Source organism: Pseudomonas sp. RIT-PI-q, from assembly GCF_001297125.1.
In the GTDB taxonomy this organism is placed as follows: domain Bacteria; phylum Pseudomonadota; class Gammaproteobacteria; order Pseudomonadales; family Pseudomonadaceae; genus Aquipseudomonas.
In genome coordinates, this window is the sequence record NZ_LHPC01000017.1 from 296611 (window position 1) to 308933 (window position 12323).

A 12323-nucleotide genomic window follows, 5' to 3' on the forward strand; every position below is an offset into this window, starting at 1 on the left:
TCCGCTAGTTGACTCATCAAATGCTGTCGCGCAGTCGATACCAGGCCTTGCCGATGGCTTCCAGCGGCGCGGCCAGGTACTTGCCGCCAGGAAAACTGCCATTACTCAGGCCTTGATACAACGCCAATTCATCCGTCTGGCCGAGAATCGCGTCGGACACCGCACGGGCGGCCGCCAGTGTCGGCAGCACGCCATGCCCGGAGTAACCCTGCAGCCAGTAACGGTCACCCTCGCGTCCAACGTCAGGTGTGCGGTTCAGGGTCAGGTCGATGTGCCCGCCCCAGGCAAACTCCAGCTCGACGCCTTTGAGCTGCGGGAAAACCCGTTCCAGGAAGGGTCGTGTCGCGCTGGCAATGTCCTTGGGCATGCCGCCCAGGTAGGTGCAACCGCCGCCGAACAGCAGGCGGTTATCGGGGGTGCGGCGGAAGTAGTCGAGGACGAACTGGTTATCGGTAACGCAGACATTGCTCGGCAGCAGCGCCGTGGCCTGGTCCGGCGTCAGGGGGGCGGTGGCCACCTGATAAGTCCCGACTGGCAATACGCAACTAGCCAGTTTCGGATCGAGCCGGTCCAGATAGGCGTTGCACGCCAGCACCAGCACGTCCGCCCGAATCGACCCACGCTCGGTATTCACCAGGAACCGGCCGCCCTCCTCCCGGTAACTCAACGCTTTGCTTTGTTCATGGATGTGGCCACCCGCACGCTCGATCGCTGCGGCCAGGCCAAGCGCGAGTTTCAGCGGGTTGAGGTGCGCGCCCTCAGGATCGTAGAGGCCGGCCTGATAGCGATCACTCGCGACCCAACCGGGCAATTGCTCACGACTGATGAACTGCAAGCCGTGATGACCCCATTTATGACTGGCCTCGTGCTGCCATTCGGTCAACAGACTGACCCGACGCGGCATGACCGAAGTCCACAAATGCCCGGCACGATAATCACAGTCGAAGCCATGGCGCCCGGGTAATTCACGCAGCTCTCGGGCGGCCCAGCGCATGCCGTCCCACAGTCTTCTGGCGCGCTCATAGCCCAACGCGGCTTCCAGCGGCGGCATGTCACACGACCAGCCGAGAATCGCCTGCCCGCCATTGCGCCCCGAGGCGGCCCACGCCACGCGGCTGGCTTCCAGCAACGTCACCCGTTTGCCGGCCAACGCCAGGCGCAAAGCAGTGTGCAGCCCGCTGAAACCGGCACCGACGATCACGACGTCGGTGTCTTGTTCCCCCACAAGCGCGGGTCGAGAGGTCAGGCGATCCGAGCAACTATGGGCGTAATAGCTGGCGACATGCTGGGGGGACTGCTGAAACATTCGAAGCCTCGTGAAATTATGTTTTTATAATTTCATGAAAAAGTACCTTATAAATTTCACGCACGCAACAAGGAGTCCTGCGCAGAACTTCATGCCGATGGAGACATTTACCTGGCGGGGCGCAAAAAAAACCCAAATCACACCTGTATTTTCTTGATATTTCGGGCTTCATACCTAGGCTCTCTCTGGGGATTCGAATCTAGAGCGAGTTGTTTTATGGGGGGCTCATCTCGATACATTGATTAATGTTCGCAGGAGCTCGAAATGAACCATAAATCACTGTCCACAGTGTTTGCCGCAACGGCATTGGTTTCCATGTTGGCAACCCCCGCAATGTCGATGGCTGCCGACAAGCCGCCCCCTAACATTGTGGTGATCATGGGCGACGATATCGGCTGGTCCAATATTGGCGTCTACAACCAGGGCATGATGGCCGGTCGAACCCCCAACCTCGACCAGCTCGCCGCCGAAGGCATGCGCTTTACCGACTATTACGCCGAGGCCAGTTGTACAGCCGGGCGCGCCAACTTCATTACCGGTGAACTGCCGATCCGAACCGGGATGACCACGGTCGGCCAGGCCGGTTCTCCCATCGGTATTCCCGCCGAAGCCGTCACCATCGCTACCGCACTCAAGGCCATGGGTTATTCCACCGGACAGTTCGGCAAAAACCACCTGGGCGACTTGAACGAGTTCCTGCCCACCGTGCACGGCTTCGATGAGTTCTTTGGTTACCTCTATCACCTCGACGCCATGGAAGACCCGGCACACCCCAACTATCCGCAGGAACTGCTGGCGACCGTGGGGCCGCGCAACATGGTCCACAGCTGGGCCACAACGACTGACGATGCAACCGTGATGCCGCGCTGGGGCAAGGTCGGCAAACAGAAAATCGAAGACGCCGGCACGCTCTATCCCGACCGCATGAAAACCGTCGACGATGAAATTCGCGACAAGGCGTTTGCCTTTGTGGATAAGGCCAAGCAGGACAACAAACCGTTCTTCCTCTGGCTCAACCCGACCCGCATGCACATCGTCACGCACCTGTCCGACAAGTACGAAGCCATGCGCAATTCACAAAATGGCTGGTCGGAACAGGAAGCCGGCATGGCGCAGCTCGATGACATCGTCGGCGACGTCATGGCGAAGCTGAAAAAAGACGGCATGGATGACAACACCATCGTGATTTTCACCACCGACAACGGTGCGGAAAACTTCACTTGGCCGGATGGTGGCACCACCCCGTTTGCCATGGGCAAAGGCACGGTGATGGAAGGTGGTTTCCGGGCCCCGGCGATCATTCGCTGGCCGGGCATGGTGCCGGCTAACCAGGTTGCCAACGGCATCATGTCCGGTATGGATTGGTTCCCGACCCTCGTTGCAGCGGCCGGCAACCCGAACATCACCACCGAACTGCTCAAGGGCAAGCAACTGGGCGATAGAACGTACAAGGTTCACCTCGATGGCTATGACCAGACACCGATGATTACCGGCAAAGGCCCGTCGAATCGCCATGAAATCTTCTACTTTGGCGAAAGTACTTTGGGTGCGATCCGCATCGATGACTTCAAGTACCGTTTCATCGACCAGCCCGGTGGCTGGCTGGGGGCGAAAACCACGCTGGACATGCCGATCCTGACCAACCTGCGTCTCGACCCGTTCGAACGCGCCGGGTGGCCGGAAAACATGGCGGCCAATGGTTCGCTGGAGTATTTCGAGTGGTTCAAGTTCCAGTTCTGGCGCTTCGTGTTCGTGCAGCAGCAGGTGGTCAAGCTGGCTGAAACGGCGGTTGAATTCCCACCGATGCAAAAAGGCGCGAGCTTCAACCTCGAAGCGGTCAAGGCCAAGATCGAAGCAGCCCGGGCGGCCATGGCCAAGTGAGCAGTCGAGTTCACGGGTGGCCAGCTGGCCACCCGCGTTTGTGACGGACATTTGCTGAGGTAACCCCATGCAAATAAAAACATCCGCCCTGCCCGTCATGACGCTGCTCGCGCTGTGCTGCCAACAGGCCCACGCAGGCGGCATCATGCTCTACGAAATCGGCACGGATAACGCGGGCCTGGCCAACGCCGGTGCCGCCGCTCGGGCGCAGGGCCCTTCGACCATCGCCAGCAACCCGGCGGGCATGAGTTACCTGCCCGGCACGCAAATCACCGGTGGTTTGCAGGTTCTCTACGGTGACCTGAGCTTCGACCGCGATTCCAACACCAATGGCACGGGTACTGGCAGTGGCAATGCCCTCGACCCGATTCCCGGCGGCAGCTTCTTTATCAGCCATGAACTGGATGAACACTGGAGCATCGGCTTTGGCAATTATGGCGACTTCGGCTTGGCGGCCAATTACGACAACGAATGGTCCGGGCGCTATTTCGCGCAGAACGCCAGCCTCGCCGGTTTGTCGTTTGTGCCCAGCGTGGCTTACCGCTTCAACGAGCAATGGTCGGTGGGCCTCGGCGTCAAAGCCATGTACGGCATGCTGCAAGCGCAAACGGCGATCGACCGCTCGCCCTTCGGCCTCACCGACCGCAGCGACGGCCAGTTCAAGTACAAGGATAACGATTGGGGTTTTGGTGCAAATGTCGGGGTGATCTATGCCCCGCAACCCGGCACCCGCATTGGCCTGGCCTACACCAGCAAGGTCGATCTGGACTTCGAAGACGGGCTGGACGTCAAAGGTGACGGCCCGCTGTTGCAGCGCCTCGACGGCCTCAATACCCAACTCGACATGACCGTACCGCAAACCGCCACCCTGAGCCTGTTCCAGCAACTCGATCCACAATGGGCCTTGCTCGCCTCGGTCAACTGGCAGGACTGGTCAGAGTTCGGCGATATCGCCGTGCAGGTCGACACCACGGCAGTCGGCGCCCAATCGACCACGGTCGATGCGCACTTCAAGGACACCTGGCAACTGGCGCTCGGTGCGCAATACCAGGCCACCGCGCAATTGCTGTGGAACGTCGGGGTGGCCTACGACAGCAGCGCCGTTTCGGACGGCAACCGAACTTTCACCGTGCCCATGGGCGAATCCTGGCGCATTGCGACGGGAGCCACCTATGCTCTGAACAAGGTCACCGACATTAACGTCAGTTGGGCCATGGTCTGGCTTGGCGACATGCCGGTGGACCAGACCAAAACCACGTCGGGCACTCGAACTTCCGGTCAGTTCGACAATGCCTGGATTCAAGCCGTGACCGGAAACATGACTTGGCGATTCTGATGCCCTGCTACCGAAAAAAAAACGACTTAATCCATGGAGCACACACCACTATGAACCTGTCCCGAAAATTGCTCATCGGCGCTGCAATGGCCGGTCTGTTGCTAGGCGGTTGCACCTCGAAAGTCACCGAGAAGGATCAGTACTCAGGCTTCCTGTCCAACTACAACAACCTGCAGGAAGTGACCACCACCAGCGGCGAGACCGCCATGCGCTGGGTCAGCCCGTCGTGGAATCCCGACGCCTACAACACCGTGGCCTTCAACAAGCTGGAGCTCTACCCGGCGCCACAGCCCAACGAACGGGTGAATCGGCAGACCCTGGATGACATCCAAAACTATATGACCAGCAAAGCTAAAAGTACCCTTGGGCAGAAGTATCGGGTGGTCACGAGTGAAAAATCAGCACCGAAGGGTTCAAAAGTCCTGATCATGCGCGCGGCGATTACCGGGGTGAATGCCGAAAACGAAGGCATGAAGTGGTATGAAGTGGTGCCGGTGGCCGCCGTCGTGGGCGGTGTTTCCGCTGCCAGTGGCCATCGCGATCAGGACACTACGTTGTTTATCGAAGCCGAATTCATCGACGCGAGCAACAACCAGACCGTGGCCAAAGTGGTGCGCAAAGTTTTCGGCACCCAGGTGTCCAACGCCAGCCAAAAAATTACCGCCAAGGATTTCAAGGCGGCGATCGATAAACTGGGCACTGATTTGCAAGCGTTTATCCGGTAAACCCAACGACACGTCGGTGCCCCTGGAAAACAGAGGCACCGCCGCGCACTTTGTCGAAAACACCGAGGATCCTGTGGGAGCGGGCTTGCCCGCGAAGGCGATATCACATTCAACATCAGTGCTGACTGACACACCGCTTTCGCGGGCAAGCCCGCTCCCACAGGGATTGATGGGGCACATAAATTCCGGGCAGGCGACCTGTAGCAGCTGGCGAAGCCTGCGTTCGGCTGCGCAGCAGTCGTAAAACCTGTATTCGCGGTCTTCCTGAAACACCAAAGCGTCTGACTTCACGACTGCTTCGCAGCCGAACGCAGGCTTCGCCAGCTGCTACAAGGGATGTGTTGTGGCTGGCTTTTATTTCTTCATCCCGACCCGCCGTCGCATGTCGGCGGTGATGGTCTGGCGGGTTTTTTTCAGGTCCGCCCAGGGCTCGTCACCGACTTCGGCCAGGCGTTCATGCACGTTGTGCACGTTCCATTGATTGCCGCCCTTGAGCTCGGCCACCTCCTCCCGAAAGATCGGCACCGACACCGGTAATCCTTCGCGGGTGCGCACGGCGTAGGCGCAGATGGTGGTGGCGCCCAGGCCGTTGCGCAGGTAGTCGATGAAGATCCGCCCGACCCGGTTCTTCGGCCCGGAGACCGCGGAAAAACGTTCCGGCAGCAACTTGGCCATGTGGCTGACAATCGCGTGGCTGAAGTCCTTGACCTCGTCCCAGCCGAGCTTGCGGGTCAGCGGCACCACCAGGTGAATGCCCTTGCCGCCACTGGTTTTCAGGAACGCCTTGAGCCCCAGTTCATCGAGCACCGAAAGGGTCAGCTGAGTCGCCTCGACCATGCTTTTCCACGGCAGTGCCGGGTCCGGGTCAAGGTCGAGGACGAAGCGGTCGGGTTTGTCGAGGTTGTCCGAGGTGGCGTTCCAGGTGTGCAGTTCCACAGTGCTCATCTGCACCGCGCCGATCAACGCCTCGGCGTTGTTGATGATCATCACCGGTTGGCCGGTGAGTTCCTTGTCCAGGGTGGTTATGCCCGGAATGGCGAGGCGCTCGGCGTTTTTCTGGAAGAACAATTCGCCAGCGATGCCGTCCGGTGCGCGAACCAGCGCCACCGGGCGATCCTTGAGCTGCGGCAAAATCCATTGGGCGACGCTGGCGTAATACTCGGCCAGTTGCACTTTGGTGGTGCCGCTGGTGGCGTCGATGACCCGGTCGGGATGGGTAATGCGCACCTTGCCATCGCCCAGGCCGATTTGCGAGGGCGCGGGGGCGGCTTTCTTTTTGGCTGCGGCGGCAGGTTTTTCGGCAGTGGTTTTTTTCGCGGCTGAGGTCTTCACGGCTTTCGGACGCTCCTCGGTAATGTCTTCGGCAGGTTTGTCGTCACGCAGGCCATGGAACACCGCATGACGCACCGAACCGTCCTTGGTCATTTCGGCAAAGGCCACTTCCGCCAGCAGGCTGGGTTTGAGCCAGTGCACACCCTTGGCGTCGAAGCCGCTCGGCGGGTTGACCACCGACGGTTTTTTCGCCTTCAACGGTTTCAATTGTTCGTAGATGCGCTTGAGCGTCACCTCGTTGAAACCGGTGCCGACCTTGCCGGCATAGCGCAATTTACCGCTATCACGGTCATGCAGCCCCAACAGCAAGGCACCGAAGGCATTGCGCGAACCTTTCGGGTCGGTGTAACCGACGACGACGAATTCCTGCCGATGCTTGCACTTGAGTTTGATCCAGTCGCTGCTGCGCCGGGACACGTAAGGCGAACCCAGGCGTTTGCCGATCAGCCCTTCCATCTGCATCTGGCAGGCGCTGTTGAGCAAGGCCTCCGGGTCTTCGCCGAACGCGTCGGAGAAGCGCAGCAGCGGGTCCTCATTGAGTTTGAGCAATGTTGCCAACGCGACCCTGCGCTCTTCGACGGGCACTTCGCGCAGGTCGACGCCATTGAGGTAAGGCAAGTCGAACAGGTAGTAAACGATGTTGCCGCTGCGGCCCGAATCGAAGGCATTTTGCAGGGCCTGGAAGTCTGGCACGCCGTGTTCGTCGGCGACCACCATTTCACCGTCGAGCCAGGCCGATTCGAGGTTGAGCGCCGCTAAAGCCTCGGCTTGGCTGGGCAGCTTGTGCGTCCAGTCGTGGCCATTGCGGGTGAAGAGTTTGACGTCGCCGTGGTCGATGCGCGCCATGATTCGGTAGCCGTCGAATTTGATCTCGTAGCTCCACTCGCCTTCCGGGGCCTTTTCAACCAGTGTCGCCAGTTCCGGTTTGAGTTGCTCCGGCAGTTTGGCCTTGTGGGCGCCGGTCAGCTGAGCCGGTGGTTCTTTACGAGCGGCCTTGCGCGCTGGGGCCGCCGGTTTTTTGATGGGTTTGGGTTTGCCGGCCTTGGGTGCCTTGGCGACGATGGTCCGATCGCTGAGCACACTGTCAGGCTCGGCGGCGACCACGTCGTAATCACTTTCGGGTTTGGCCGCGCCGTCCTGATGCTTGATCAGGAACCATTGCTCCTGCTTGCCCGGCATGTGCGTGCGCACCAGGTTCCACAGGCCGCCGAGTTTCTCCCCTTGCAGCTCGAATTTCAGCTTGCCCTTGGCGTAGGCCTTGGCCGGATCCTCCTGGGGAATCCACACGCCACGGTCCCAGACGATTACATCGCCGGCGCCGTAATGCCCTTCGGGAATGCTGCCTTCGAAGGTGGCGTAGTCCAGCGGATGGTCTTCGACGTGCACCGCCAGGCGCTTGACCTTGGGGTCCAGCGACGGGCCTTTGGGCACCGCCCAGCTTTTCAGCGCACCATCGAGTTCCAGGCGAAAGTCGTAATGCAGGCGCGAGGCGTCATGCTTTTGAATGCAAAACTGCAAGGCGTGGTCTTTCGCGGTTTTCTTGCCCGCGCGTTTCGTGGCGGCCGGCTCAGAGGTCGCCGAGAAGTCGCGCATGCGGTTGTAATCGTCGAGGTTCTTGTTCATAACGCACCCGCTGACGACGAAACGATTCCGCCGATGCCCGGGCCGATGCGCGTAACGACCAGCGCAACCACGGCTATCCGTTCCACTCGCTGATAGCCGGGAGTCAACAGCTCTTCGCCGAACACGTCGGGATCGAGTTCGCGGTAGGTCCAGCCGAACATCGTCGACTCCAGGCGCGGGGTCAGCGCCGCGAGAAACGGATCGAAGCCATCGATCATCGCCACGCCGGTGTACAGCCCCAGCGAGCCTCCGGGCGCCAGCCGATACAGGGCTTGCTCGACGATGCGCAACGACAGTTGCTCGCCGTGCGCACCACCGCCGTGGCGGTAAGCACGCTCGGCCGGGTCGGCCATGTAAGGCGGATTGGCGACAATGAGGTCGAAGTTGCCGTCGACGTCTTGCAGCACGTCGCTGGCCTCGATGCTGATGTTGGCGACCTCGGCCAGTGCGGCGTTGACGGCGGTCAGGCGCAGCGCCGCCGGGGTGATGCCGACGGCCAGGACCTCGGCCTCACGGCGCGCGCGGGCGATGACAATGGCCCCGACGCCGGCGCCGCAACCGATGTCGACGGCGCGCCTGATCGGCGCGAAGTTCTGTTGCAGATGGCTGTGGATCAGCTGAGCAAAACGGTAGGTGTCCGGGCCGAAGAACACCGCGTCAGCCGCGTCGGTGGGGTAACCCGAATGCACGAACAGCAGATCGTCCAGGCTTGACCAGCGCACGCGGCTTTTCAGGTGTCCGTTGCTTTCTTCCAGCACGCCGGCCTGTTGTAACTGGCGCTGTTCATCCACCGATAACAGGCCGGGTTCAAACGGCCGTGACCAGCCGAACACCTCGCGCAAGGTCCGCGCGCTTTGCCCGAAGTTGCGATCATTGACCCGCTGGTGAGTCAGCGGCGTCGGGGTGATAAAACGGTAGCCGTCGGCCAGCAAGCGCCGCCCGAGTTGCAACAAGGCCAGATCGGCAGCGCCCAGTTGTGCTTCCTGGTTCATGGCGTGCTCCCTATCGAAGGCTGGACTTGAGTTCGATAAACCGTCGCGTGGCCATCAGGCCGGCAGGATGGGAATGCCGCTGCGCGGATAGCCACGGGATCAGCACTTGCATCTGCTCGTGGGCGCCAAGACCGTCCAGCGCGGCTTGCAGGCTCACGATATCCGGGTCATTGGCAGGCAGTGTGGGTTGTGTTGCGGCGCTAGTGCTGCGTCGACCCGCAGCCGGCGAACGCTCAGGCTTCCAGTTTCCGCCGATCCAGTCATGCAGCAACTGTTTTTCATAGGGGCTGAACACCCCGAACATGGCCGCGCCGTCGCCCTCGACCAATTGCCAGAAGCGGCTGGCTTGCGGGTCCTGGTGACGCTTGATCCAGCCCTTGTTTTCCAGGGCCACAAGGAAGCCGGGCAACTGTTCCGGCGTCGACAGCCATTGATTGACGGTCTGGCCTTCGAAGCGGCAGTAGTTGGAATGCATGTGCTGGCCGAACGGGCGCTTACGTTCGAGCATCTTCAGCACTTCGTCGTACAGGTCGAACGATTCGATGATCGCGCGGCTGCCTTGCCCCAGGTCGTTGAGCCGATAACCCAGCGCGACCCGGCGCAAAAACTCCTCACGATCGCCTTCCAGCGGCATCAATTGCTGAACCGCTTGCACGGCTTTGTGCGCATGGCCGGTGCTGGCGTTGTCGATGGTCACGTGCAGGGTGAAATAGTAGGGATCAATGCCCAGCTCGCGCAGTTCATAGGCACTGATCAGCAGGTGCAGCGGCAGTTGTTCGTAGCCGAGGTTATAGCCGATCACCTCCGGCAAAAACTCGTCGCTGCAATAACCCAGCGCCAGTTGCACCGCGCCTTGCAGGTAGCGTTCATCAGCGATCACGGCGCCGTCCTGCAAGCCATGTTCGGCGAGCAATTTGCGGTAGATCACCACATGATTCTGCGCCGGATTGCCGTCGCCCAACTCTTCCAGATACGTGCAAATCAGCCCGTCGAAACGCGGGTCGCGCCAGTGCCGTAGCAAGCCATACAGCCAGGCGCCGTCCACCAGTTTGGTCGGGGCAACGGCTTGCAGGACAAACAGCGCATGCGCCTTGTTGCTGAAGAACTGCCGTGGCCCGCCGTCCTTGCGCTGTTGCAGGTAGTCGGCGTATTGGCGAGCGACCTCGGCGCAGTGGTGCTCGACAAAGGTGTGCAGCGCCGATAGGTCCCGTGGCATTTCCTCGGGCAGGTCCGTGGCGTGCTCAAGTTGAGCCGCCAGGAAGGTCCGGGCGAGCGTGCGCTGATGCTCGGCATCGTCGCTCAGCAACAGCTGCTCGTAGGTTTGCTTCAGGCTGCCGGCACCGGGAATCGAGTGTTCACGGGCAGGCTTGGATTCAAGTCGTGTCAGGGCAGTCATGGATGCGTCTCTCGATCTGTGGCCAGTGGCAGGACGCTCAATCAGCACGTCTCTACAGCAGCAGAGCGACACGCCCGGAGAAAAATTCCATCGACGTTGAAAACGCCCGGACAGACGGGCTTGCGGGACGGCACTTGGCTTGCACGCAAGTGAATATACTCAGCGGGTGTGGACTCATCCTTCGGAGAGCAATCATGCGCACGGTTCACGTCATCGAGCCCGAACAAACCCCCGGTCCGGTCAATGTCGTCGGTGAAGCCATCACGATTCTCGCGGGTGGGGATCTGAGCAAACCTTTTGAAATGCATATCCAGGAAGGTGTGCAAGGTGGCGGCCCACCCCCGCACTTTCACCCTTGGGACGAAGCGTTTTATGTGATCGATGGGCAGGTGGAAGTGACGGTGGAAGGCAAATCCACCACTGTGTCGAGCGGGGGGTATGTGCATATTCCTGGCGGGGCGATTCATGCCTATAAGAACATCAGCGCGACGGCGAAAATGATTGGCGTGGTGTCTGATCCGCGGGGTGGGCAGTTCTTTGCGGCAATGGATCGACTTAAAGTCCCCGAGGATCTATCGCGGATAGTTGAAGTGGCCGAGCGCTATGGCGTTACATTTCTGGTCCCCAAAACCCCGCCAACCTTGTAGCCGCTGGCGAAGTGCGTTCCATGTAGCAGCTGGCGAAGCCTGCGTTCGGCTGCGCAGCAGTCGTAAAATCAGTGCTCGCGGTGTGTCAGGAAGACCTTGCAAACCGGATTTACGACTGCTGCGCAGCCGAACGCAGGCTTCGCCAGCTGCTACAGAACTTAGGCAACGCCACCCTTGGCCTGCTGCTCCAGGTGCACCTGCAACTCAGGATCGATTTTCAGCGCAGCAGCCAGTTCATCCAGATAATCACGTTCGGCATCCTGCTGATCGTCCACCAGCATCACACTGGCCAGGTACATTTCCGCAGCCATCCCGGAGTCCGTTGCCGATTGCGCCACATCGGCGGCATCCAGCGGCCGGGCGACTTCGTCATCCAGCCATTGCTGCAATTGCGGGTCGTCGGTGTGGCGGCCGATTTCGGTGCTGATCATCTGTTTTTCTGCATCATCGATCCGGCCATCGGCCTTGGCCGCCGCAATCAATGCACGAAGGATTGCGTGGCTGTGGTCCTCGACTTCCGGGCCGGACAGCAGGTCGACGGTGCGCGGGGCCTGTTGCGGCGCCGAGGCCTGACTGCGTTGCCACGCCTGATACGCCTGGAATGCCATCATCCCGAGCGAAGCCAGCGCGGCGTAGTTGGTGCCACCACCCGAGCGGGTCTGGGTCGAACCGCCCATGGGTGAGCCGCCACCCAGCAGCCCACCGAGCAAACCGCCCAGGCCACCGCCGCCGGCACTTGACCCGGCACCACCGCCCAACAGGCCACCGAGTAATCCACCGAGGCCACCGAGCCCCCCTTGACCCGACGCGCCACCGCCGCCCTGTTGCGACATCGAGCCCTGGCCGGCTCGCAATAGTTGTTCGAGCAGATCGCTGGTGTTCATGACGACGTCCTCATCGATGGGAGTGATCCCGTCAGGCAACAATAGTCCTCGCAGGCGATTGCGCCATTACCGTTTGGCTGACGTGAAAGCCTTATCGTCCGGGGGTGTCACGTTAGTGAGACAGTGCTGGATTTTGGTCGCACTTGACCCCGATTGCCATTGGCTGCGAGTGTTCCTCCCTCGTTTTCCCACAGGATTCAT

Annotated in this window: 9 protein-coding genes; 4 read left to right on the forward strand and 5 right to left on the reverse strand. The window is 60.6% G+C overall.

Translation table 11 applies throughout. The annotated features are described in order from the left end of the window. Window positions 1-16: 16 nt before the first annotated feature. Window positions 17-1306, reverse strand: coding sequence for an NAD(P)/FAD-dependent oxidoreductase (locus tag AEQ67_RS05240; RefSeq protein WP_059402825.1), 1290 nt, complete (start codon window positions 1304-1306; stop codon window positions 17-19). Window positions 1307-1570: 264 nt separating this feature from the next. Here AEQ67_RS05240 and AEQ67_RS05245 point away from each other — a divergent pair, with 264 nt between their 5' ends. The 3 genes from AEQ67_RS05245 (at window position 1571) to AEQ67_RS05255 (ending at window position 5248) form a co-directional block, all read left to right on the forward strand. Continuing rightward, window positions 1571-3187, forward strand: a complete 1617-nt coding sequence (locus AEQ67_RS05245) for an arylsulfatase (protein WP_059402826.1) — start codon at window positions 1571-1573, stop codon at window positions 3185-3187. Between the two features lie 67 nt (window positions 3188-3254). Continuing rightward, the gene (locus tag AEQ67_RS05250; protein ID WP_059402827.1) at window positions 3255-4523 is read left to right on the forward strand and encodes an OmpP1/FadL family transporter; all 1269 of its coding nucleotides are present in this window, start codon (window positions 3255-3257) and stop codon (window positions 4521-4523) included. 50 nt (window positions 4524-4573) lie between these two features. Then, complete coding sequence (locus AEQ67_RS05255; protein WP_059402828.1) at window positions 4574-5248, forward strand: DUF3313 domain-containing protein; 675 nt, start codon at window positions 4574-4576, stop codon at window positions 5246-5248. 354 nt (window positions 5249-5602) lie between these two features. Here the strand turns inward: AEQ67_RS05255 and ligD are convergent, their stop codons facing one another. From ligD to AEQ67_RS05270, 3 genes are read right to left on the reverse strand one after another with little or no spacing between them, the layout of a single operon-like run. Then, window positions 5603-8203 (reverse strand): DNA ligase D, encoded by a 2601-nt coding sequence (gene ligD / locus AEQ67_RS05260; RefSeq protein WP_059402829.1) that lies wholly within the window; start codon window positions 8201-8203, stop codon window positions 5603-5605. Further along, complete coding sequence (locus AEQ67_RS05265; protein ID WP_059402830.1) at window positions 8200-9195, reverse strand: methyltransferase; 996 nt, start codon at window positions 9193-9195, stop codon at window positions 8200-8202. The genes ligD and AEQ67_RS05265 overlap by 4 nt, the downstream gene beginning before the upstream one ends. 10 nt (window positions 9196-9205) lie before the next feature. Beyond that, window positions 9206-10591: an iron-containing redox enzyme family protein gene (locus AEQ67_RS05270; RefSeq protein ID WP_059402831.1), complete on the reverse strand. Its 1386-nt coding sequence runs from the start codon at window positions 10589-10591 to the stop codon at window positions 9206-9208. A gap of 194 nt (window positions 10592-10785) precedes the next feature. Here AEQ67_RS05270 and AEQ67_RS05275 point away from each other — a divergent pair, with 194 nt between their 5' ends. Further along, window positions 10786-11238 (forward strand): cupin domain-containing protein, encoded by a 453-nt coding sequence (locus AEQ67_RS05275; RefSeq protein ID WP_059402932.1) that lies wholly within the window; start codon window positions 10786-10788, stop codon window positions 11236-11238. 158 nt (window positions 11239-11396) lie between these two features. Here the strand turns inward: AEQ67_RS05275 and AEQ67_RS05280 are convergent, their stop codons facing one another. Next, a complete protein-coding gene (locus tag AEQ67_RS05280) occupies window positions 11397-12122 on the reverse strand; it encodes a tellurite resistance TerB family protein (RefSeq protein WP_059402832.1) in 726 nt (241 codons plus the stop codon). Window positions 12123-12323 lie beyond the last annotated feature (201 nt).

Excerpts from the sequence above, each read along its gene's own strand:
- AEQ67_RS05240 (WP_059402825.1), bottom strand. The coding sequence starts at position 1,306 with ATGTTTCAGCAGTCCCCCCAGCATGTCGCCAGCTATTACGCCCATAGT.
- AEQ67_RS05245 (WP_059402826.1), top strand. The coding sequence starts at position 1,571 with ATGAACCATAAATCACTGTCCACAGTGTTTGCCGCAACGGCATTGGTT.
- AEQ67_RS05250 (WP_059402827.1), top strand. The coding sequence starts at position 3,255 with ATGCAAATAAAAACATCCGCCCTGCCCGTCATGACGCTGCTCGCGCTG.
- AEQ67_RS05255 (WP_059402828.1), top strand. The coding sequence starts at position 4,574 with ATGAACCTGTCCCGAAAATTGCTCATCGGCGCTGCAATGGCCGGTCTG.
- ligD (WP_059402829.1), bottom strand. The coding sequence starts at position 8,203 with ATGAACAAGAACCTCGACGATTACAACCGCATGCGCGACTTCTCGGCG.
- AEQ67_RS05265 (WP_059402830.1), bottom strand. The coding sequence starts at position 9,195 with ATGAACCAGGAAGCACAACTGGGCGCTGCCGATCTGGCCTTGTTGCAA.
- AEQ67_RS05270 (WP_059402831.1), bottom strand. The coding sequence starts at position 10,591 with ATGACTGCCCTGACACGACTTGAATCCAAGCCTGCCCGTGAACACTCG.
- AEQ67_RS05275 (WP_059402932.1), top strand. The coding sequence starts at position 10,786 with ATGCGCACGGTTCACGTCATCGAGCCCGAACAAACCCCCGGTCCGGTC.
- AEQ67_RS05280 (WP_059402832.1), bottom strand. The coding sequence starts at position 12,122 with ATGAACACCAGCGATCTGCTCGAACAACTATTGCGAGCCGGCCAGGGC.